17 protein-coding genes and 4 pseudogenes are annotated in these 21,864 nt (G+C 59.9%); 8 read left to right on the top strand and 13 right to left on the bottom strand.

The features are described from left to right. Nucleotides 1-15: 15 nt before the first annotated feature. A pseudogene (locus K290_RS34260) lies at nucleotides 16-622 on the bottom strand (sugar phosphate isomerase/epimerase family protein); the annotation flags it as partial. On the opposite strand from K290_RS34260, the pseudogene K290_RS36215 reads away from it, so the two are divergent. Beyond that, nucleotides 622-864, top strand: a pseudogene (locus tag K290_RS36215) (Gfo/Idh/MocA family protein); the annotation flags it as partial. The pseudogenes K290_RS34260 and K290_RS36215 overlap by 1 nt on opposite strands. On the opposite strand, the pseudogene K290_RS34255 reads toward K290_RS36215, so the two are convergent. The 3 genes and pseudogenes from K290_RS34255 to K290_RS0114100 form a co-directional block, all read right to left on the bottom strand. After that, a pseudogene (locus K290_RS34255) lies at nucleotides 853-1,987 on the bottom strand (ROK family protein). The pseudogenes K290_RS36215 and K290_RS34255 overlap by 12 nt on opposite strands. A 161-nt stretch (nucleotides 1,988-2,148) precedes the next feature. After that, a complete protein-coding gene (gene yghU, locus K290_RS0114105; protein ID WP_028752528.1) occupies nucleotides 2,149-3,024 on the bottom strand; it encodes a glutathione-dependent disulfide-bond oxidoreductase in 876 nt (291 codons plus the stop codon). 246 nt (nucleotides 3,025-3,270) lie between these two features. Further along, nucleotides 3,271-4,332 carry a porin gene (locus K290_RS0114100; RefSeq protein WP_028752527.1) on the bottom strand — a complete coding sequence of 354 codons (1,062 nt, stop codon included), beginning with the start codon at nucleotides 4,330-4,332 and terminating at the stop codon, nucleotides 3,271-3,273. Between the two features lie 582 nt (nucleotides 4,333-4,914). On the opposite strand from K290_RS0114100, the pseudogene K290_RS37290 reads away from it, so the two are divergent. The 7 genes and pseudogenes from K290_RS37290 to gabD form a co-directional block, all read left to right on the top strand. Beyond that, a pseudogene (locus K290_RS37290) lies at nucleotides 4,915-5,216 on the top strand (isocitrate/isopropylmalate family dehydrogenase); the annotation flags it as partial. 93 nt (nucleotides 5,217-5,309) lie between these two features. Continuing rightward, entirely contained in the window at nucleotides 5,310-6,209 is a 900-nt protein-coding gene (gene ltnD, locus K290_RS0114095; RefSeq protein ID WP_028752526.1) for an L-threonate dehydrogenase, read from the top strand. Between the two features lie 32 nt (nucleotides 6,210-6,241). After that, nucleotides 6,242-7,510, top strand: a complete 1,269-nt coding sequence (otnK, locus tag K290_RS0114090; RefSeq protein ID WP_028752525.1) for a 3-oxo-tetronate kinase — start codon at nucleotides 6,242-6,244, stop codon at nucleotides 7,508-7,510. Continuing rightward, a complete protein-coding gene (gene otnC / locus K290_RS0114085) occupies nucleotides 7,507-8,157 on the top strand; it encodes a 3-oxo-tetronate 4-phosphate decarboxylase (RefSeq protein ID WP_028752524.1) in 651 nt (216 codons plus the stop codon). The genes otnK and otnC overlap by 4 nt, the downstream gene beginning before the upstream one ends. After that, a complete protein-coding gene (locus tag K290_RS0114080; protein ID WP_037135428.1) occupies nucleotides 8,154-8,915 on the top strand; it encodes a hydroxypyruvate isomerase family protein in 762 nt (253 codons plus the stop codon). The genes otnC and K290_RS0114080 overlap by 4 nt, the downstream gene beginning before the upstream one ends. Before the next feature lie 137 nt (nucleotides 8,916-9,052). Beyond that, nucleotides 9,053-9,877 (top strand): bifunctional allantoicase/(S)-ureidoglycine aminohydrolase, encoded by an 825-nt coding sequence (locus tag K290_RS0114075; RefSeq protein ID WP_028752522.1) that lies wholly within the window; start codon nucleotides 9,053-9,055, stop codon nucleotides 9,875-9,877. A 54-nt stretch (nucleotides 9,878-9,931) separates the two neighbouring features. Next, a complete protein-coding gene (gene gabD, locus K290_RS0114070; RefSeq protein WP_028752521.1) occupies nucleotides 9,932-11,386 on the top strand; it encodes an NADP-dependent succinate-semialdehyde dehydrogenase in 1,455 nt (484 codons plus the stop codon). 153 nt (nucleotides 11,387-11,539) lie between these two features. Here gabD and K290_RS0114065 read toward each other — a convergent pair whose 3' ends face one another. The 9 genes from K290_RS0114065 to K290_RS0114025 form a co-directional block, all read right to left on the bottom strand. After that, nucleotides 11,540-12,592 carry a heme-binding protein gene (locus tag K290_RS0114065; RefSeq protein WP_154668603.1) on the bottom strand — a complete coding sequence of 351 codons (1,053 nt, stop codon included), beginning with the start codon at nucleotides 12,590-12,592 and terminating at the stop codon, nucleotides 11,540-11,542. Then, the gene (locus tag K290_RS0114060; protein WP_028752519.1) at nucleotides 12,519-13,535 is read right to left on the bottom strand and encodes a sugar phosphate isomerase/epimerase family protein; all 1,017 of its coding nucleotides are present in this window, start codon (nucleotides 13,533-13,535) and stop codon (nucleotides 12,519-12,521) included. Before K290_RS0114060 ends, K290_RS0114065 begins: the two co-directional genes overlap by 74 nt. A 2-nt stretch (nucleotides 13,536-13,537) precedes the next feature. Beyond that, nucleotides 13,538-14,476, bottom strand: a complete 939-nt coding sequence (gene iolE, locus K290_RS0114055) for a myo-inosose-2 dehydratase (protein ID WP_028752518.1) — start codon at nucleotides 14,474-14,476, stop codon at nucleotides 13,538-13,540. Beyond that, nucleotides 14,473-15,015: a hypothetical protein gene (locus K290_RS34250; RefSeq protein WP_051264065.1), complete on the bottom strand. Its 543-nt coding sequence runs from the start codon at nucleotides 15,013-15,015 to the stop codon at nucleotides 14,473-14,475. The genes iolE and K290_RS34250 overlap by 4 nt, the downstream gene beginning before the upstream one ends. After that, nucleotides 15,012-16,118: a ferritin-like domain-containing protein gene (locus tag K290_RS0114045; protein ID WP_028752517.1), complete on the bottom strand. Its 1,107-nt coding sequence runs from the start codon at nucleotides 16,116-16,118 to the stop codon at nucleotides 15,012-15,014. The genes K290_RS34250 and K290_RS0114045 overlap by 4 nt, the downstream gene beginning before the upstream one ends. A 43-nt stretch (nucleotides 16,119-16,161) precedes the next feature. Then, nucleotides 16,162-18,018, bottom strand: a complete 1,857-nt coding sequence (locus tag K290_RS0114040) for a GMC oxidoreductase (RefSeq protein WP_028752516.1) — start codon at nucleotides 18,016-18,018, stop codon at nucleotides 16,162-16,164. Between the two features lie 174 nt (nucleotides 18,019-18,192). Continuing rightward, nucleotides 18,193-19,950 carry a GMC family oxidoreductase gene (locus tag K290_RS0114035; protein ID WP_037135426.1) on the bottom strand — a complete coding sequence of 586 codons (1,758 nt, stop codon included), beginning with the start codon at nucleotides 19,948-19,950 and terminating at the stop codon, nucleotides 18,193-18,195. A 1-nt stretch (nucleotide 19,951) separates the two neighbouring features. Next, on the bottom strand, nucleotides 19,952-20,395 hold the full coding sequence (locus tag K290_RS0114030) for a hypothetical protein (protein WP_028752514.1): 444 nt from the start codon (nucleotides 20,393-20,395) through the stop codon (nucleotides 19,952-19,954). Then, entirely contained in the window at nucleotides 20,392-21,843 is a 1,452-nt protein-coding gene (locus tag K290_RS0114025; protein WP_154668602.1) for a glycoside hydrolase family 15 protein, read from the bottom strand. Before K290_RS0114025 ends, K290_RS0114030 begins: the two co-directional genes overlap by 4 nt. Between the last annotated feature and the right edge of the window lie 21 nt (nucleotides 21,844-21,864).

Below are 21,864 nucleotides of genomic sequence, written 5' to 3'. Positions count from 1 at the left end.
CTTCCCCTGCACGCGTCAGATCGATTTCAGCGCGTTGCGCAGGAAGCTCAAGCCAAGCCGCTCGCCTTCCTTGCGGGCGGAAATATCCTTGCCCGGCCAGCCGTAAGCGGCATCCTCGTGTTCGATCGAAAGCGTGCCGTCGAAGCCATAGGATTTTGCCTGGCGCAGGAACTTGTCCCAATCGAGCATGCCCTTGCCGGGCAATTTATATTGCCACCCAGCCCTTGCCATGATAGCCGACGGTCTGCAGCCGCTCGGCGTCGATGGCGGTGTCCTTTGCGTGCAGGATGGCAATGCGATCCCTGACCTGGGCAAGGGCTGCGAAGGGATCAACACCGATGCGCAGCAGATGCGACGGATCGAATTCCAGACCGAAACGCGGGCTCTTGATCCTTTCAAAAAGCTGCTGCCATCCGTGTGGCGTGGTGCCGACGAAATTATCCTTCGGGCCGGGCCAATTCTCGATCGCAAATGTCAGGCCGCTCGCCTCGGTCGCCGCAATCAGCCCGTTCACGTGGTCTGCGAAACTGTCGTAATTCCCCTCCTCGCTCGCATCATCGTTGCGGCCGGGAAAGATAACGAAGATCGGAACTTTCGCCTCACCAATCGCATGCGCGAATTGATACGGGCAAATCGACGTTGCGGGCCTGCCTCGGCGACGATGTCCATACCGCCACATGGCGCGACATCCCGTTCGACCCGGTCGAAACCAACTACCAGCGCTTCGTGCAGGCCGTCAGGGCCGGCAAGACGCAGGAGCCTTCCTACCGCCGCGCCGCCAACATTCAGAAGGTGCTCGACAAGGCGATCGCCTCCGATCTCAGCCACAGGGACGAACAGGTAGCATATCACCTAGCCCGCTAATGGCGACGGCAAAAGCGCGTCGAAGAACGGCAGCAGCGCCGCTCCGAGGGCAATGCCGCCGCCGTCGAAGCTCGCCGGCTGGATGGGCGAGATCCATGGGGTGATGAATGGGCGAATAGTCGTATTGCGGCGCTCGATCGACATTTGGTGAATCAGGGCTTCGACAAGGCCACGCGGCAGATCACCGCCGATAAGAATTGCGCCCGGAGCAAGGAACCCCGACGATAGCGTCGAGCAGGTGACCGGCCGCATTTTTCACCCAATCGGAAATTGCCGCCGACATCGGCAATTCTTCTCCGGCCAGAAGCGCCGCGTACTCCTGTAGCGACAGGCAGGCCTGTAGTGCATGCAAGCCGACGATGCTGTCGAGCCGCACATGATCCGGACCCGTCCGCATCGCGCCGATGCTGCCCGCCCGGCCATGCACTCCGGCAAAGGGCACGCCGCGTACGAGAAGCGCTGCCTCCACGGTGTGGTCAATGATGATCATCACCAGGCCGCCCTCCGGCACTGGTGCGCCAACGGTTCGCTCGGCAAGCACCGCTGTCACGCACTCGCGCTCGACCAGGACACGGAGCGGCCGAGAACCAAGCATTATCTGCCCGACGCCGATGTCGCCGGTCGAGCGGGCGGCAATGCCTATGCCAAGCACGCGATCCGATACCGTATTGCCCGACAGTAAATGACCTGCTGCCTTTTCAAGGCTGACAGGCAGCTCGACCGTCTGATCGAGCGGTGTCCGCTCCCGAACCTGGCCGCTGAGATCGACCAGCACGGCTTCGGGGCGTGCACCGCCCAGCCGAACGCCGATCGAGAAGGCGCCCTCCGGATTGAGCGCAAATTCCGTCGACGAAGCACCCTTGGCCGCATCCCTGCGCCGCCTGGATGTGACGAGCCCGTCATCCCCCAGCCGCCGTAATATGTTGGTAATGCCTGGTCCGCTGAGCCCGGTTCGCTGTGCCAGTTCAAGCCGCGTCAACGGACCGTAACGGCGAATGGCTTCGAGGATGACGCGGAAATTCCGGTCGGCGATTTCAGTCGATCGAAGGCCGACCTTTTTGGACGCCACCTCGCCAGGGCCGACACGCGCGCGCCCTTGCACATCTGACCGGAAGTGCCGCATGAACCCTCTTCTCTGTCACACTTCGACATATGATATCACCGATGCCTTTTATCATCGGAACATCTCTTGTCGAGGCGGCGCCAAAAGGCTCGCCGATGGCAGATAGCCTTGGCGGCTGAGCTGGGCATAATAGCGCCCAGCCTTGGTCGCGAAAAGATCGCTCAGCTCGCGGGCTCGAGCTTGTCCTGCGTCCTCATTTCGAAATCGCTGGCGTCGTGGCGCTCATGCAACTGGCTTGAGGGCTCACCAGATACCCGGTTGACCATCCGTCCGCGTTTCACTGCCGGCCGCTCGAAGATAGCGTCCGCCCAACGCTGAACGTTCTTGTAGTCCTGTACCTGCAGGAACTCCGCCGCACCATATTGCCAGCCTTTGGCCAGGCCGCCATACCAGGGCCAAACGGCCATGTCGGCGATCGTGTAGTCCTTGCCGCCCAGATATTCGCTTTCGGCAAGGCGGCGATCAAGTACGTCGAGCTGGCGCTTCACCTCCATGGCAAAGCGGTCGATCGCATATTCGATCTTCGTCGGCGCATAAGCATAGAAATGGCCGAAGCCGCCGCCGAGATAGGGTGCGCTTCCCATCTGCCAGAACAGCCATGACAAGCACTCGGCGCGAGCGGCGGCATCGGTCGGCAGGAAGGCGCCGAACTTTTCGGCGAGATAGACGAGAATCGACCCGGACTCGAAAACCCGAATCGGCTTCGGGCCGCTGCGGTCCATCAGAGCCGGTATCTTGGAGTTGGGATTGACCTCCACGAAGCCGCTTCCGAACTGCTCACCTTCGCCGATCCTGATCAGCCAGGCGTCATATTCCGCGCCGCTATGACCGACGGCCAGCAGCTCTTCGAGCATGATCGTGACTTTCACGCCATTCGGTGTTGCAAGCGAGTAAAGCTGGAGAGGATGGCGGCCGACCGGCAGATCCTTGTCGTGCGTCGGTCCGGCGATCGGACGGTTGATACTCGCGAACTGGCCGCCATTCGCCTTGTTCCAAGTCCAGATTTTCGGCGGCGCGTAGTCGGAAGAACCGGTCATGCTCAAACTCCTGATATTTGACAGGGACGTACAATCGATATCGTTCGATGATCGTTATGCACCTAGCAGAGGTAGCGATGTTTTGTCAGGGGCAAGGGCGCCACTTCACGCAACAGTGAGACAATTATCGAATTGAGCGTCGAGATCGAGCAATGAACTGAGCGGATTTGCGACAGGCACGAAAAAAGGCCCGGAGGGAAACCGGGCCTTTTCCCTTTTCTGATCGGAGGTCAAATTCAGATCAGATTAGAAGCTACGCTCGAAGCGGAGGATACCAGCCCACTGGTCTTCGTTGATCGAATCCCAGTTGGTGTAGGTGATTTCCGGCTCGATGAGCAGGTTCTTGACCGGCTTGAACTTGAGGTTCGTCGTTGCGGAGAAGATCTTCGAGTCGGTGTAAGCGACCTGGAAGTCCCACTTCAGCTTTTCGTTGATCGGAACGCTTGCGCCGCCCCAAACTGCCCAGTCGCCCCAGCCGATACCGGAAGCGTCGCCGCCACCGTTCGCGCCAGCGTACTTGTTCAGCTTGTCGCCGTCCGTGTTCCAGCCGCCCATCAAGAAGGCCGAGAAGACGCCGAAGTCAGCGTCGACACGAGCCTTGATGGCGCCTTCTTCGACGATGGAGTCATAACCACCGACGACCTTGAAGGACCATGCGCCAGCCTTGTAGCCAGCACCGGCAACGACGTCCGGAGCATAGTGATCCGAGCTGTCTTCGCCGTTAGAGCCGTGTGCGCCAACGCCAGAGTTGGTGTCTTCGAGCGAGATCACAGCCGTGAAGCCGTTGCCGGCGTCGTAGTTGTAGGTGATCTGGTTGAGTTCGTACGGGCCGTCATAGACCACGTCGTCGTTGATGACGTCGCCAGCGTAGCCGGTGAATACGTTGAACTGCGAATCTTCCTTACCGATGGTGAAGCCACCGAGGCTGATGCTGCCGTGCAGGAAATTGGTGCTCGTGGAGCCGCCTTCCTGCCAATCCCAGCGCAGTTCCGTGTTGGTCTTCAGCGGACCGTATTCGGTATCGGTAGCCGTCTGAAGCTGCAGTTCAGCACGAGTGTGCCAGAGCGTGCCACGAACGTTGTTCGGGTTGTAAGCGTCGTACCATTCACCTTCCGTACGAACCTTGCCGCCGATCTTGAGGCAGGTTTCGGTGCCCGGAATGAAGAAGTAGCCTGCACCGTATGCATCGCAGATACGGACGTATTCGAGCGGCTCCGGTTCAGCGGCGACGACAGCGTCAGCCGCGTGAGCACCGGAAACTGCTGCGAGCGCAGCAGCGGAGCCGAGAAGAAGGCTCTTGATATTCATTTTTTCTCCAATCGATGTGCCTGATCGGAACGACCCGGAGATTATCCGTTGCGTTCATTCATCCGGCTGTTCCCTTTTTTAGAAGCCCTTGGACTTCCGCGCGCACGATAGCGAGAGAACTACTGTATCCAACACGATATTCTGGAGAATCCCTGAAAAAAGCCGACATAAATCCGTCATAGATGCATAAATACATCAAAAACGTGAGAAAAGTCGAGTATGTAAATGCTAATACAACTTGGAAAATATTTCAAACATACAAAATATACATATAATACTGACCAATAGTGCTCATATAGTAAGTGATTATTATTATCTTCCGCCAAATTATTGCAAAGCTGCCCTCTCACCTCGGTTGAGAAGCGGCGAAGCCAGCTTTGCAAGATTGCGAACCTCCTGCTCCTGATACTTCCATCGAGGCAGGATTCGCACACCTCCGGCTTGGGGCGGTAGGCAGACGGTTTCTTCGGATGCTTCGTTCCTGCGGCGACTGACTGACAACGGCTGTGGCGGCATGCGGGGAGAGACCGCGGCTTCCGAATAGGAGTCAACGTCGGCACAGGATGTGGCTGGATGGCATCAGAACGAAAATCTGTCATTGTCGCGACCAATTTACATGCAGATATTCCGTCAGAGTTGACCGGTGCCCTTGCAAAAAGTCTGGACGTTGTCCCAACTGGGAGCGTCGACGCGTTCCGTCAATCTTCGAACCGATACATGGTTCAGCATTTGACACTGCTGGAAGGGGTGCTGCCGATCCGATTGCAACATTCTGGACTGCCGACCCGATGCCTAAGCATCTGGGAAAAATTAGCGCGGCATCGCGCTTGACGACAGCAATTGAGTTTGTCGACACCGCCGCTGCGGCAACGCCGGACGTTGACTGAACTGCGACGAATCGGATGGTCACCGATGCGGTTATCGGGGCTATCCTTGGATCCTATACTTGATCGATTGAAAGTACGGAGAACTTGCAAATGAAAATTGGCGTCGTTGGCCTCGGCTCCATGGGATACGGGATCGCAACCTCACTCGTTCGTTCGGGGCATCAAGTTTACGGGGCGGACGTAAATCCGGGCGCAGTGGAACGTCTACGCTCCGAGGGCGGATCGCATTTGGATATTGCATCGGCCGCTCCTGAGTTGGATGCGCTTGCCGTTGTCGTTCTGAACGCAGCCCAAACCGAAGACGTGCTATTCGGCAACGAAGGGCTCGTCAGCCGACTGGTGCCGGGCGCGGTGGTCCTCATGTGCGTAACCGTTGCGCCGGACTATGCGCGCAGCGCCGCCGAGCGTTGCGCATCCCGCGGCGTCCATTTGCTGGATGCGCCGATTTCAGGCGGTTCTCTCAAGGCCGCCAATGGCAAGCTCTCGATCATGGCATCGGGGACACCTGAAGCGTTTCGCAAGGCCCGCCCTGCACTTGACGCAATGGCGGAAACCGTTTTCGAACTTGGAGACAGTGCCGGAACCGGCTCGGCGATGAAAGCGGTCAATCAGATGCTCGCGGGCACGCATATCGCAGCAATGGCCGAAGCGATTACTTTCGCGATGACACAGGGCATAGACCCGGCGAGCTTTATGAAAGTCATCCCACATTGTGCAGGCACCAGTTGGATGCTGGAAAACCGCGCGCCGCACATCGTGTCAGGCGATTATACTGCCCATTCCGCCGTCGACATTTGGCCCAAGGATCTCGGCATCGTACTTGATGCCGCGCGCGCGTCCAAGTTCGCAGCCCCCATTACTGCGGCAGCTCTTCAGCAATTTCTCGCCGCTTCCGGCATGGGTCTGGGCCGCGAAGATGATGCTGCGGTGGCCAAGGTCTATGCCCGCAATGCCGGTTTGAAACTGCCAGGCACAGACACTCAATCTTGAAAAAAGACAATCGGCGAAGAGGCTTGAACCCTATGACAACTTTTTTTGGCGCGATTGCGGATGATTTCACCGGCGCGACAGACCTGGCGGGCCTGCTTGCGCGATCGGGCGTCCGTGTGTCGCTGCGCATGGGCGTGCCGAAAGACGAGCCCAGCGACACGGCGCCGCTGGAAATCATCGCCCTTAAGTGCCGCACTTCTCCCGTCAATGAAGCAGTGGATGAAACGCAGGCCGCGCTCGATTGGCTTCGCCGCGCCGGAGCCCAGAGGTTTTTCTGGAAATATTGCTCGACTTTCGATTCGACCGCACGCGGCAATATTGGCCCTGTTGCCGAAGCCTTGATGAGAGCGCTGGGCACGGATCAGACGATCTATTGCCCGGCATTTCCGGAAAATGGCCGATCGATTTTCATGGGAAATCTGTTTGTCGGCGAACAGCCGCTGGCGGAAAGCCCGATGAAGGATCATCCGCTCACCCCGATGAGGGACTCCAACCTCCTTCGTCTGCTGGGGCCTCAGGTCACATTGCCCGTCGGGCTTGCTAACCGGCATGCTGTGGCGAAGGGGGCCGGCTCCCTGCGCGATAGGCTTGTTCAACTTCGCAACGAAGGGGTGGCTCACATTATCGTCGACGCGGTAGCCAATGATGATCTCCACATTATCGCCGACGCCTGCCGCGACATGCCATTATTAACCGGCGGCAGCGCAATCGCCATGCCATTGCCGGAGATCTGGCTCAAGCAAGAGCTCCTGACCAGACACGGTACCAGCACCGCGCATCGTGCCGAATACGGCCCTGCCATCATTCTCTCCGGAAGCTGCTCTGAGATGACAAACCGTCAGGTCTCGGCCTATTTGTCTGGCGGGCGGCAGGGCTTTAGATTGAATCCGCTCGCTCTTGCGGAAAGCGGTGAAAATGCAGCCTGCGAATGGCTGTCGGCGCAGGCTCCCGATGTAACGCCCATTATTTATGCCACCGCCGAGCCGAACGACGTGCGCGCAACGCAACAGAGGCTCGGGACGGAGCGAGCAGGTATGCTCGTCGAGGCGGCACTTGCCGCTTGCGCCGTCAAGGCCCGCGATCTTGGGTACCGACGCTTTGTCGTCGCCGGCGGAGAAACGTCCGGTGCGGTGACCAAGGCCCTCGGCATTACGCAACTTGATGTCGGAGCCGAAATTGCCCCTGGCGTCCCCTGGTGTTTTGCCCGGACGGCAGGACACGACGTTGCGATCACTTTGAAATCGGGGAATTTCGGCAGCGACGACTTTTTCACCAAGGCGCTGGAGGTCCTCGACGCATGACGGAAGAAGCCCGCCTGCGCGAACTCATCTGCGAGCTCACCAAGTCATTGTTCGACCGAGGTCTGACGCACGGCTCGACCGGCAACATTTCCGCACGCACGGCCGATGGCGGATTGCTCGTCTCGCCTACCGGCACCAGTCTTGGACGGCTTGATCCGGCACAGCTCAGTCGTTTCGACGCGCGAGGACGTCATGTAAGTGGCGACCAACCGACCAAGGAAATGCCATTACACAGCGCCTTCTACGACACTCGCAGCCAAGCTGGTGCGGTCGTCCATTTGCACTGCTGCCACGCGGTGGCTTGGTCGATGATGCCCGATGTCGATGAAGACGATTTTCTGCCGCCGCTTACGCCGTACGCCATCATGCAGCTCGGGCGGGTGAAGCTCCTCCCCTTCTTTCGTCCCGGGGATCCGGCCATCGGCGACGCCGTGCGGGGGCTGGCTGGAAAGCGTTCTGCGGTAATGCTGGCCAATCACGGGCCGGTGGTTGCGGGCAAGGACGTCGAAGCTGCCTGCAATGCGATCGAAGAATTGGAGGCCAGTGCTCGGCTTGCGGTTCTGACCTGTGGCTGCCGGCCGCGTTTGCTGCGGAAAGAGCAAGTCCGCGACATTGTGACAACGTTCAATGTGGAGTGGGAAGCATGAAATTTTCGGCCAACCTCGGTTTTTTGTGGGCTGACCGACCGCTTCCAGATGCGATCCGCGCGGCCAAGGCAGCCGGGTTCGATGCAGTCGAATGCCATTGGCCCTATAATGTGCCAGTTGCCGCGACGAAGGCCGCGTTAGAGGAAACAGGGCTTCCGATGCTTGGCCTCAACACCAGCCGGGGTGACACGACGATCGGGGAAAACGGCCTTGCCGCGCTGCCGGGGCGCGAGCCCGAAGCGCGGGCGGCCATCGATGAAGCGCTTGCCTATGCAGCGGGTATTTCAGCCGCCGCCGTCCATGTCATGGCCGGAAATTCCAGCGGACCCCGCGCCCAACGGACCTTTTGCGACAATCTCGCATATGCCTGCGAAGCAGCCGGTGACGCCGTCACCATCCTCATCGAGCCGCTGAACCATTACAATGCCCCCGGCTATTTCCTGGATACCGTCGAGATGGCGGCGAACATCATACGAGAAGTCGGGAAGCCCAACCTGCGGCTGATGTTCGACTTCTACCATGTTCAGATCATGGGCGGCGATATAACGCGGCGTTTTGAAAGTCTTCTGCCGCTTATCGGCCATGTCCAAATTGCCTCGGTTCCAGATCGGGGGGAGCCGGACCACGGCGAGTTGGACTATGCATACGTACTCTCCAGGATTCGGGAACTGGGGTGGGATCGTCCAGTCGGAGCGGAATATATTCCGCACACCGTCGCGGATCCGGACATGTCCTGGCTGACCAAATACATGCGGTAGCGATCCATTCCGGCGCCGGTTGTTGCCAAACTATCGACGACTGGACAAACCGCTCGGATATGGGCAAACCCATACCATCTTCGCCCTGTCAGATGCCAGCGATCAGGCAGGATCATATGCGCCATACGGAGGAAAAAGTGACGAAACCAACCTATTTCGCGCCGGCAGGCGGCGCTCCGAAGCAGACGGACCTCCTAACCGGCCGCGCGGTCTTTACCGAAGCCTATGCTGTGATCCCGAAAGGCGTGATGATGGACATCGTCACAAGCTATCTGCCTTTCTGGGAGGGAACGCGCCTTTGGGTGCTCTCGCGCCCGCTTTCCGGCTTCGCGGAAACTTTCTCACAATACATCATGGAGGTCGCCCCAGGAGGCGGCAGTGAGCAGCCGGAACTGGATCCGCACGCCGAAGGGGTGCTTTTCATTTTAGAAGGGGAGATCACAGTCGAACTCGGGGGAGACATTCATATACTCCATCCCGGCGGTTACGCCTTCTTGCCACCCTCGTCCGGCTGGCGACTTCGCAATCGCGGATCGGGCATGGCGCGGTTCCACTGGATTCGCAAGGCCTATGAGGTCGTCCCGGGCATGGACGCGCCGGAGCCCATTTTCACCAATGAGCAGGAAATCGCGCCGACGCCGATGCCGGGAACGGATGGGAAATGGGCAACGACCCGGTTCGTCGATCCCATGGACCTGCGTCACGACATGCACGTGACGATCGTTACCTTCGAACCGGGCGCCGTCATCCCGTTTGCAGAAACACACGTCATGGAGCACGGTCTCTACGTCCTTGAGGGCAAAGCCGTTTATCGGCTGAATCAAGATTGGGTGGAAGTCGAGGCCGGCGACTTCATGTGGCTCCGCGCCTTCTGCCCTCAGGCCTGCTATGCAGGAGGGCCAGGAAAATTCCGCTACCTTCTCTACAAGGATGTCAATCGCCATATGAAACTGTCGCGATAACAGAAACGGGCATGTAGTATCCGGCCACGGCGTCTATTGCTCGAGGAGACAGTCATGAATTTGAAAGATGCAACATTGTTCCGGCAGGCGGCATTGGTCGGCGGTGACTGGATCGAGGCTGATCCATCCAATGCGATCAAGGTCGACAATCCGGCGACAGGCGAGATCATCGGCCTTGTTCCCAATCTGGGCGCTGCCGAGACCAAGACGGCGATTGCCGCCGCCGAGATTGCCCAGAAGGAATGGGCCACCCGCACCGCCAAGGAGCGCTCCGGCATCCTCCGGCGCTGGTTCGAGCTGATGATGGAAAACCAGGACGATCTCGGACGCATCCTGACGGCCGAACAGGGCAAGCCGTTGCCGGAAGCCAAGGGCGAGATCGCCTATGGTGCCAGCTTCGTCGAATGGTTCGCCGAAGAAGCCCGCCGCGTCTATGGCGACATCATCCCCGGCCACCAGAAGGACAAGCGCATTCTGGTGATGAAGCAGCCGATCGGCGTGGTTGCGGCGATCACCCCCTGGAACTTCCCGAATGCCATGATCACCCGCAAGGCCGGTCCTGCCTTTGCCGCCGGCTGCGCCATGGTCCTGAAGCCCGCCTCGCAGACGCCGTTTTCGGCGATTGCGATTGCGGTGCTGGCCGAACGCGCCGGCCTGCCGAAGGGCCTCTTCAGCGTGCTGACCGGCTCGGCCCGCGCCATCGGCGGCGAAATGACCACAAGCCCGGTCGTGCGCAAGCTGACCTTCACCGGCTCAACCGAAGTCGGCGCCGAACTCTATAAGCAGAGCGCGCCGACCATCAAGAAGCTCGGACTGGAGCTCGGTGGCAATGCGCCCTTCATCGTGTTCGACGATGCCGATCTCGATGCCGCCGTCGAAGGTGCGTTGATCGCCAAGTTCCGCAACAACGGCCAGACCTGCGTCTGCGCCAACCGTCTTTATGTGCAGGACGGCGTCTATGATGCCTTTGCCGAGAAGCTCTCCAAGGCCGTCGGTTCGCTGAAGACCGGTAACGGTTTCGACCAAGGCATCAATCTCGGCCCGCTGATCGACGAGGCGGCCCTTGCCAAGGTCGAGGAACATGTTGCCGATGCCCTTTCCAAGGGCGGCCGCGTCGTCGCCGGCGGCCATCGCCATCCGCTTGGCGGACGTTTCTACGAGGCGACGGTGCTGGCCGATGTCACGCCGGCAATGGCGGTGGCGAAGGAAGAGACCTTTGGGCCGGTCGCTCCGCTCTTCCGCTTCAAGGACGAGGCCGATGTCATCGCGCAGGCCAACGACACCGAATTCGGTCTTGCCTCCTATTTCTATGCCAAGGACCTTGCCCGCGTCTTCCGGGTCGCCGAGGCGCTGGAATACGGCATGGTCGGCGTCAATACCGGCCTGATTTCGACGGCCGAAGCGCCGTTCGGCGGCGTCAAGCTTTCCGGCCTCGGCCGCGAAGGCTCGAAATACGGCATCGAGGAGTTCACCGAAATCAAATATGTCTGCCTCGGCGGTGTCGCCTGAGGCCAAGGGAAGGCCCGAGATAAAGATGATGCCCTCTGGTAAAGGCTTGAGGTCGACGGCAGTGTCGTCGACCTCTCGGCCTGCCATAATGCAACATGGCCGCCTCGTTCAACCCGCCGAGGAAAGCGGATTTCGCGCCGGATGGGTTCCTGCCTAAAATGCTTTGATCAGTGTTCCGACCGTCACATGTGGAAAGCTCTTGCCTTTGAAATTCAGCAAGCCGGTTTGCGAATATTGCAATTGCACGAACTCGTTACCCAGCTCATCTATGACGGTTTCGATAGCAAAGACGGAGTCCAGATCGAGCGTATTTGCATTGGTGGTGATGAACGGGACATTTGCGATGCCGCCGCCGCTGGAGGTTATCAACCGTGTGATCTGTTTGAGGGTCTGACCCTGCTCGAAGACCTGACGGTTCAAGGTATCCCGCAGCACCTGATTGGGATCGTCGATCATCGCCTGAGTGATGCCCGGAGGGACCGGGCTTGTTCGGAATCCGTTCGTAATGGCAAGGTCATATTCGGGATATGGATTCTTGCTGCCGGCGGCCGGCGGCTCGCCGCCGATCGCGAAAGGTATCGTGTTGGCCGGCGGAATTTCCGGCACCTTGTCGAAGACGGCATGTTGCACGAAGCCGACGGTGCAGAACGCATTGCCGTGGGGAATGGTGCCCAACCTCGCAATGCTCGCATCGGCCTTTGGCGCGGTGGTCGCCGGGATGTTCAACCACATGCCGGGTTCTATATGCAACGCGCCGCCATTGGTGCCGTCCGTGACGCGATGCAGATAGGTGACACCATAAATGGCGATATCACCTTGCTCGCTGCCGCGATTGAAGACCGGGGATCCGATCGACGTGAATTCGATCGTTTCGTGTAGTAGATTGAGTTGCAAGAAGAAGCCGTTTTCGCTGCGACCGGAATAATCCGGACGAGCAATAAGGCTGAAACCCATCCCTTCCCAGAAGCCGGGAAGATCTGCCAGGGCGCCGAGCCGATCGGCGGTGACCCGCTGCGAAGTCGCTACGCGCCGCAATGGGGCTAAGCCTCTTACGTGAAGTGGAGAAGGCTGCATATCGTTCATCGTCGTCACCTGTCCTTTGTGTGACATGGGTCTGTGTCTGGCGGCTCGTTCAATGCGCCGAAAGATAGTCAAGCTTGGCGAATTCCTCCCGGAGGGTTTCCAAACCGTCGCGGGCAACGTCATAGGCGCTGGGTCGGCCCGCTACAGGCTGATCTTCGCCAGGAATCCAGAACTTGCGACGGGTCAGATGCAGGCCGCTAAGAAAAGCCGGGACCGCGTTGAACACCTCGATCAGGAACGGGCCGTCATAGACCGGCAGGATCGGCGCAAGGAAACTTTCCCAGGGAATCCAGCTATCCTTCAATGCGCCGCGATCGGGCGCGGAGATATGTATGTAGTTCAGACGACGCTGCGCCACGGTGTTGCGCAAGTCGGCCCGGTAAGCCGCAGGGCCGCTGCTTCCAAGCACCACATGAGCGCTGTCGATGGTCAAGCCAGCCTGGGAACTACCTACCCCTCCCAGGAAATCGAGCACATCCGAGACCATGTTCGGCGCCGGTGTTTCCCAGTGGTCCACCGGCTCGATCGCAAGCTTGACAGCCCTCTTCTCTGCATGGTTGGCGAGCTCCTCGATGATCGGCCGCGCCAGCCTGTAGCGAGGTTCAAGCCAATCCTGCAGCGCATCGCTCCAGAGCGGCGTGCCGGAATCGAGCGTCGGGAAGACACCGTAGGGAAAGACGATCGGCCCCGCCATAACGGTCTTGCCGCCCAGGATCGACGTGATGTCGACGCGGGACTTCAAATAGGCCAGTGCGCCTTCCCTCTGTTCACGGTACGGCGAGGTGGGATCGAAGGTCCGCGTCGTTCCGACGTTGGTCGTGAAGCGTACCGTTTCCAGGCCGGCCGCGTCCAAGGCCTGCCTGAAACGAGCATAACTGTCGATCTCGGCCCGATGGTCGCTAGTCTGTTGCGCGGCGATCGGCAAGTCGAAGCCGTCATACCCCATGGCAAGCAGAGCCTTGATGTGGTCGATCAGGGTTTGGCTATAGGCCCGATCATCCGGCCGCAGGTCGGCCGTAAACATGAACAGGCTGAGTAGAATCTCTTTTTTTGCGCCCCTATCCATCGCTACCACCCAAGTGTCTCGCGCAGATAGGCACGCGCCATCTTGGCGTAACGGAGCGGATTGGCCTTCGCCGGGTCCTGCTCGGCTTCGATCACCAGCCAGCCGGCGAAATCGGCTTCGGCGAGCGTCGCAAGGATTTGCGGGAAGGTCTTTATCGAGCCGTCTCCCGGAACAGTGAATATGCCGGCCTCGATGGCTGCCTCGAAGGAGAGCCCTTCGTTATGGACGCGGTGCACGACGTCGGCCCGGATATCCTTCAGATGGATGTGCTTGATCCGGCGGGCATATTTCTTGGTGACAGCCAGAGGATCGACGCCGGCGGCGGCAAGATGAGCAGTGTCCAGCAGCAGATGGATCAGGTCCGGATCGGTCCTTTCCATCAGCCTGTCGACGGCCGAAGCGATCATCACTCCGGTGCCGAGATGCGGATGATAGCAAAGGCGCCGGCCTTCTTCCCTGGCAATCCTGCCGATCTGATGCAGACCGTCCACCAAGCGGCCCCACTGTTCGTCTGTCAGCGTCGGGCAGTTCGGGAATAGCGCGAATGGCAGCGGATTGACCGCATGGCCGAACTCGGCCACCACCAGATCGGCCCTCCTCGGATCGGTGCTGCCGTGCTCCATCTCCTCCAGGAACGCAAGCTGCTGGCGGACTTTCTCGATCGTCTGCTCTTTCATCGCTTCAATCGTGAAATATGTGCTGACCCACGGTTCCGAAACGCGCAAACCACGCAGCTCGAGTGCCGCCTTCAGGACCTTGGGGTCGGTCGGATATTTATGACCGATGCTGCAGCCGACATAGCCGGCGAGCGCCATTTCGCTGATGCATTGTTCGAAGGGAATGCCGATGTCGATGTTGATGAAGTCGTCGTTCCACCAAAGTGTCGGTGTGATGCCAAGCCAGACCTTTTCGGGCGAGAGTCGGGGAGTTTGGGTGCTCATCTTGCCAATCCTTCGTTGTGGTTGATTTGGACTTCCTTGACTTGCGCAATCGCAGCCTCGCCCGCAAAGGCCGGAATTCGTGGCGGGGACGCCCACGAGCCGTAACCCGGGGCTTTCGCGCCGGCAGGGTGGGCTCCGATCGCCTTCCACATCAGACCTTCGGCATAGGCGGCGGGCGAAATCACGAAGGTCACGTCCTTTGGCCTCGCACCGAACGCCTCGCACCAGCCGGCCGGCAGCCCGTACCAAGTGCCGACGTACCAGAGTTTGATGATGTTCCGCGCGAGCGGGCCAAGTTTCTCGCTTCCAAAGATCTCTCGGCGCAGACGCGCCTTTCGCTCGGACGAAGGTTGGCCCTCTGTCTCCAGGCAGATCTTTTCATAGGTGGAAAGGAGTTCCTTCAGGATCGCGTCGCCAATCGCGCCATTGACGGTCGCGAGGTAGGCTTCGACCTGGCCTGTCGCCCACAATTCGAATGTGGCAAAGGCGGTTACCTCCGTCGAGAAGGCAAGAAAGCGGTGCGGATCTTCGATACTCATGCCCCTGCCTCCTCGACCGCCACGGTGCGCAACACCTGGTTGTAGCCAATCTCGAACGTCGCCATCGCATACTGGCCGGGGTAGTCGGGCAGGGGATTGCGGATCAGGTCTCCCATCAGATTCCTGAATTCGAACATTCTGGGCACGGCCTCCAGCAGCAACTGCGGCTGGCCGTTGAAGGCTTGCGTCAACAGTTCCAGGAACGCCGCATAGGTCTGATTGAACGAAAGCGCAGCCTCGTAGAGTTCCGGGCTCTTCTTACTGTCGATATCACCGAGTTTCAGATCGGTTTTGACCGGATAAACCGCATGCCAATCGACGCTGAAAGTAGGCCCGGTCGGATGGCCTGCCCTGTCCTCCGGCTGGTAGTAGCGCTCCCTGTCCAGCTCGTCGAAACGGTAGTAATGCGCGAGTTCTCTCTCATGGTCGTAGATGCCGCCACCGGCACCTTCGCCCTGCTCCATGACGAGCCGGATCGCCGACCTTGCACTTTCGATATCGGCAACGGGAAAGAGCTCGCCACCGCCGGAGTAATAGTAGTCCGACGTGACCTGGCGCTTCGGATCCCCAATGAAGATCGTCTTGCCGGCCGTCTTGGCTTCCCTTTCCAGACGATCGAATCCCTCTTCGATGGCGGCGTAGAAATCCCCGATGCTGTAGTATTGCATGTCGCTGGCGCCCGGATATCTCCCAAGCACAGTTACGCCTGAACGGTACATGCGCTTGACGAGCTTGTGGGATCCGGGGGCGAGACGAGGACGTTCGATCTTCTTGAAGATCGCAAGCGTCTCCTTGGTGAATGATGCCAGACTCACTTTGAAATCGGTTTCACCATCGGGAAGATGAGCGGGATAGGAAGGCACGAATCCCGGCCTCGTAAGATCAGGGATTCCGCCGATGGCGTTCAGAAGGTTTGCCGCGATCGTCAGATGCAGCATTTCCTCGACCGCGACGACCCGGATGACCTGGACGGCATCCACGTTGGTGCCCGGCTTGATCGAATAAAGCGCCGTCAGGTAGGGCGGAATCGTTGCATGTTCCAATTGCATTGCCAGGTAGAGATGCTCCTTGAGAGCATCGAGCGTCGTAATCGTATCAGACATGCTGGCTTCTCCGATTGTTGTGCGCGCGGAAGCGGTCTGGGGCTTATCGTTGCAACTGTTTCAGCATTGCTCGGGCGCTGCGGTAGCACAGTGCGGCGAGGGTCAAGGTGACATTGGCCGTGCCGATGGTGGGCATGCTGCCACCGCCGACCAGATAAAGATTGTCGTGGTCCCAGGAGCGCTGGTCGATGTTTACGGCCGACCTCTGCTTGTCCGTTCCCATGATGTGGGTGCCGGCCAGGTGGTTGCCGCCGCGGATTGCATAGCCCTCGCCTTCATAGTTCACGTAGCCATAGTCGCTGGTGTCGTAGCGGGTGTGGTCGGCAGCGCCGAGCCTGGCAAACATGGTCTTTGCGAACTCGCGCGCATAGGCGGCGCCACGCATCGTGTATTCCGGAACCGTGAACGAGACGACCGGCCGCATATTGCCGAGCCGGTCGGTATATTGCGGATCGACCGAGACGCGGTTGCTCTCGACCGGCATCACCTCGATCATGAAGGCCAGCAGCAGTTGACGCGAAATGCGGTCGATCAGGCCCTGCCGCAAGTCGCCGCCGAAGCGGTTGTGCTGGTCGACGAGTTCTGTGACGTCGGAATAGGGCGAGCCAACGGCCCAGCCCCAACCGTCATTGTGAATATCGACGCTGAAGGCCGCCTGATGCCGCCTGAAGGCGCCACCGCGTAAATCCACGATGCCGCCGGTACAGCTCGTGCCGCGCATGGTGCCGCAAACCTCCGGCATCAGTGCCCAGCTCAGCAAATAGGCGTGGTCCATCAGGTTGCGGCCGATCAAGCCGCTCGAGCTCTGCAGACCCGATGCCAGCATCAGCCGCGGCGTTTCGATGGCGCCTGCGGCCAGCACGAAGATCTTGCCCTTGACGGTGATCGTTTCGTATTCGGGCGAGGCCTCATCCTTATAGACCTTGACCTCGAGCGCTTTTGCCCGGCCCGTGTCGGATTCGATCAGAACGCGGGAGGCGACGGCCTGCGCGAGGAGATCGACTTTGCCGGTTTGGAATGCTTTCGCCAGCGTTTTCCCGGAATGGTAACGCGCCTGCACGGGACAGATCGGCACACAGTTCGTGTTGCCCTGACAGCGTCCCCCCTCCTCGACCTCATGCGTGTTGACCGCGCCGACAGGCATATACCCCTTGCCGCCGTCATAGGCGGGATTGGGGATGCCGTTACGCCCCTGCGGATAGGGCCGCACCTTGACGGGATAGTTTTGTCCGTAGAGTTCGACCGAGGTTCCGTCGATGCCCTTTGCCACCATCTGATCGAGATAGGAAAGCGGCAGCCCCCGCATGGGATAGACGTAACCCTGGGGGAAGGTGATATCGAGATAGCTCTGGTCTTCGACATCGGCCGACACGCCGATCTCACGCTCCGCGGTCTGATAGTCCGCTTCGATGTCGCGATAGTCCAGTGGCCAATCGAGCCCCTGACCGTACAAAGCGTTCGACTTGAAATCTTCTTTCAGCAATCGCGGCGTTTTGGCTTCCCAGTGCATCGTCGTGCCGCCAAAAATCCGCGTATAGGTCGTGTCAGTCACGTAGGGACCGGATTGGACCATATAGGTCGAGGCGTTGGTTTCGCCCGGTTGAAGCTTACGCAGCTCGGGGCTACGCGGCATTGGAACATTGGGATTGACCGGATAGGGCGACTGGTTGTCCTTGCTGGCGGCATTGTAGAAATTGGTCACCAGCGCGTTGTATCCGTCTAGGCTCCGGTTGGTTCCGGACGCGGCCTCCAGGACGAGGACGCGCTTGCCCGCCTTGCTGAGTTCATTGGCGATAATGGCGCCCGAGATGCCGGTGCCGACGATGACCGCATCATAATTTCCGTCCGCCGCAACGGCGCCGATGTCCGTCCTCCGCGCAGAGTCAATGGCAAACAGCATGGCGCACCTCCGTACTGTGCAATGCAAAATGAGGGTCGCTTCCTCGGACTTCTTTGGCGCGCAGCCGACATGATCGATGCATTCTGCTTGCTCCCTTTTTGCGTGGCGCGATCGAAGGACCGCTCCGATAAAATGAAGTCGTCGGCCAGCTTTCGCCGGCATGTGCAAATGGGATCAGTGTGCAAAACTCGCGATCAACCGATCCGCCGTCCGCAACGCCAGAGCCGTTAGGGTCAGCGTGGGATTGGATGTGCCAAGCGTTGGAAAGCTGCCGGAACCGACGACAAAAAGATTCCGGTGGCCCCAGGCTCGCTGGTCCCCATCGATGACTGAGGTGCTGGGGTCCAAGCCCATGGCATGCGTGCCAGCAAAATGCCCCATCCCGTGGTAGGCAAATGCACGACCCTGATAATGGGCCGTCGGAAACCAGCTTCCCTTATCCGGGTCGGTACAATCCTTGATGCCGGCTCGCCGAAATACGGCTTCGGCAACGCGCGAGGCAGCCGCCATTCCCGCCAATGTGTAGTCGTCGATCCGGTAATCGATCACCGGGCGCGGATTGCCGAGGGGATCGCGGTAGCGGGGATCGATACTGATGCTGTTGGCAGCGTCGGGCAGCTGTTCGACCGCAAGCGAGAAGCGGATCTGGCGCGGCAGCGTCGCCTCGAGTTCCCCACGCAAGGCCGAACCATACAGCCCCGCGTTCATCACCGCCTGATAGACCGCCGTGTCGGGAGCGCCGGTGCTTGCCCGCCAGCCGTCATTGCCGATGTCGAAGCGGAATGCCGCGTGTTTTGAGCGAAACGCGCCACCCCTCAAATCCTCGATGCCGGCTGTCGACTGCGGGCCTCTGTAGGCGCCGATCGAAGAGGGTGCGAGCCCCCAGGCATAAAGCGTCGGATGATCCATGAGGGTTTTGCCGACTTGACCGCGCGGACCGTCAATGCCCGAGGCCAACATCAACTTGGCATTTTCCACGGCATGCGCTGCCAAAACATAGACGCGAGCCTTTGCGACGAAGGTCTTTGCCTCCGACGAGGTCGGATCCTCGTAGCGTTGATATTCGATCCCCTTCACTTCGCCGCTTGCCGGATCGATATGGATCTTCGATGCGACCGCCTGCGTCAGGACGGTCAATCGATTCAAATCCGCCTGAGCGAGGGTTTTGCCGGCATTGTATTTCGCTTGCACCGGACAGATCGGCGTACAGGACGTATTGCCCTCGCAGCGCTCTCCGAGATAGCCAGTCCCGACAGGCCGGTAAAACTTGCGCGGCACTGAATTGCGGGCCGCCGGATAGCTTCGAACCCGGAGCTGGAACGACTCCTCCTGAAACTGAACCTCCATGCCGTCAATGGCCGCCCCGAGTACCCGATCCGAAAAACTGGGCGGGACGCGCTGCATCGGATAGTCATAACCATCCGAGAAGCCGAGCCCAAGATAGTGCTGTTCGGAGACATCGGCGGAAACGCCGATTTCGTGTTCGGCTTGATCGTAATAGGGTGCGATCGTCTCATAATCGATGGGCCAGTCCCGCCCGACCCCGTGCAGCGACCGCATGTTGAAATCTTCCGGCAGCATGCGTAGCGATACGCCAAGCCAGTGCAGGGTCGATCCGCCCAATAGCCGCGTATAGCTGCTGCCATAGAGATTAGGGCCGCGCTGGACGAAGTAGCCGTCGTTCGACCGCAAATCTGCGGTGTCCGGCTGCGGCGCGGCGACGGCCGGCGGCCACGCCGATTCCGGTCCCTTGCTGTTTGCTGCGTAAAAGTGCTCCAGATGCTGCGTGTATTCGTCGAAACTGCGCGTCGTGCCGGGGCCCGCCTCGAGCAGCAGAACCCGCATATCGGCCTTGGTCAAACGCTTCGCGATCATGGCGCCGGCTACACCCGCGCCAACGATCACCACGTCAAAGGACATCTCGTTCGCCATCTCATCCCCCCGCGGGCGCCAGGGCCCATGCACCGAAACCTTGCTGCTTGGCCCCCGGCGGATGGGCGCCCGCCGCCAGCCATTGCAGGCCGGCCTGATAGGCCGCGCCGGAGACCAGGTGAGTTTTGTCGAGTGGGGATGCTCCGAAGGCGGTGCGCCATCCCGCAGGCAATTGTTGCCAGGTGCCGCAGTACCAAAGCATAATCACATTGCGCGCGATCGGCCCAAGCTGCGGATCCCTGAGAATTGCCGGCAATGGCTCACCGTCCCGGTTCGCCGGCAATTCTTTGAAGCCGTCGATCAGATCGTTCACAATATCGATCGGAACGATCTGATCCAGCAGGCTGAGATAGGTCTCAGCCAGATCGGTAGCGTGCAGTTGCATCGCGTTGAAACCGGTCAGCGCGCTTGAGAGAGCAATGAAGCTAGTCAATCGCTCGCTCATTTCTTGCTCCCGGCCGCCCGCGCGGACTTGCCGGCGACCTTGCCGGACAGCTTGCTTCCGCTGGTTCTGGCGCGTACGGCGGACAGAAACGACGCATAGCTCCATGTCAGATTATGCACGCTCTTTTCATAGCCGGACGTGCCGTCGAACTGTTCGCTCAGTTCATAACGATCACTGTGATAGATGACGGCGCGCAGCATGGCATCGCCCGCGCTTCTGAGGGCCACTGCGGCATCGGCGATGGAGGTCGCGCTCGTCACCCCAACCTGCGCGAAGAAATCTTCGGACAGGCTATCCAAAGGAACCGTCCCGGCGTGATCGATCTCATTGGCGAGACGATAGTAAAGTTCGGCGAAGTTACATGTGCAAAGCGCCCAGGGATGCCCGCCGCTGACAGGATGGGCGACATCGCCGTCATAGGTGTCGCCGGGATAGCGGCCCAGGAGCGGACCAATCCCACGTGTCTGATCCGCGGCATTGATCGGGTAGAACGCACGGGAGTTGGGATCGGCCCACTGGCTGCGCAGGCGGGCTGCGGTCGCGAGCAATCTTGTGTCGGTTGCCGGCACCGCTCCGTAGACGCAGGCCGAAACGATGTCGATGTTTGGGTCATAGCCAAGCTCTTCGGGAACAATCGAGACGCCGGGACCGGCGTCCGGCGCCAGCATCGTCACGTAATACGAGCCGTTCCAATGGTCCTGAAGGGCGCTTTCGAGCCAGGCAATTGCCGTCGGTACATCGGCGGCAACGCCGATGCCGTGGGTGTTGGCGGCCACCGCCCTGAAACAGCGCAACTGAACCGAGCGCGCAAAGAAGGACAGACCTTCGTGCTCCTCCCAGAGGTTTGTGGTGGGCTTCTGGTAGGCACCGAGGAGATAAGACACGTTTGTTTCGATGACCTGCCTGGCAGTGGCTTGGGTCGCCGTGTCCAACTGCGGGTAGGCCTGCAAAAGGGCGAGGCTCTGAATGGCAGGTCCATCATTCTGTTCGGTCCACGGACGCGGTTGCCCGGCGACGGTGAAGCATGCATGCCCCAGCGTCGGATGGGCATTCGTCTGGCAGAGTCTTGCGAAGCTGACGTAGTCGATCAGGCTGGGCATGCCACTGCCCGGCGTCACCGGCAATCCGGCAGCGGCAATCTCGATGGCGGTGATCGCCGCATCACGCACCCAGTTGTAGACATAGTCCTGATCGACGCCGGGAGTATTCGCGGGAAAGGAGGGCGCGGCGATAACGCATCCGGGCGCCGAATATTGCCCGGAATTGGCGGGATCCTCGATGACATAGCCGTCGCTTGTGACGTTGCGCAGCATCAGCAGGATCAGATAGTTGGCGAGAGCCGCCAGCTCGGTTTGTTGATAGGCCGCTTTCGGGTGCTGCCTTCCCAGAGCAAGCGGCACTCCCGCCCGGGCACGGGCCGTATGATAGATGGTGCTGGTGATATTCATCTGTTCCTCCGCTCGAATTGC

The sequence above is a fragment of the Rhizobium leucaenae USDA 9039 genome, assembly GCF_000426285.1.
Lineage (GTDB): Bacteria > Pseudomonadota > Alphaproteobacteria > Rhizobiales > Rhizobiaceae > Rhizobium > Rhizobium leucaenae.
This window is presented reverse-complemented; position numbering and strand designations above follow the sequence as displayed.